The sequence below is a fragment of the Nonomuraea mesophila genome (genome assembly GCF_004352805.1).
Classification (GTDB): Bacteria; Actinomycetota; Actinomycetes; order Streptosporangiales; family Streptosporangiaceae; genus Nonomuraea; species Nonomuraea longispora.
The window spans coordinates 1-517 of record NZ_SMLD01000417.1; the positions used below are offsets into that span (position 1 = coordinate 1).

The window sequence follows — 517 nt, forward strand, 5'->3', positions numbered from 1 at the left end:
GGCGCTGCCGTCGCACCTTGGCGTGCAGGGTGGCCACCCGCGCGACCGCCTTACGGCGGCGCTTGGACCCGCGTTTCTTGCGGGCCAGGTCCCGCTGAGCGTCCGCGAGACGATCAGCGGTCGCGGCGAGGTGGCGCGGGTTGGCGACGTGCTCGCCGTCGCTCGTGGTGACGAGCGAGGCCACGCCCAGGTCGATGCCGGCCACGGCGCCTGTGGCGGGCAGCGTCTCGGCGGGCACGTCGTCACACGACAGCACGACGTACCAGCGGGAGCCCTCGCGCTTCACCGCGATCGTCTTCACCCGGCCTTTGACGGGCCGGTGCTGGTGGACGCGGACATGCCCGACGCCCTGCAACCGGACGTAGGTGGCGGTCGGGTGCCCGGGCTGGAAGTCCCACCGGCAGCCGTCGCCGTCTTTGGGCCACTCCACCGTGTCGAACCAGCCGCGTCCCTTGAACCGGGGGAACCCGGGGGTGCGCCCGGCCTTGACACGCTCGAAGAACGAGCGGAACGCCTT

At 72.5% G+C, this 517-nt stretch carries 1 protein-coding gene; it reads right to left on the reverse strand.

Annotated elements, in window-relative coordinates; all coding sequences use genetic code 11:
- Nucleotides 1–517: RNA-guided endonuclease InsQ/TnpB family protein (locus tag E1295_RS48355; RefSeq protein WP_132642139.1), on the reverse strand; the 517-nt coding region annotated here is incomplete at both ends.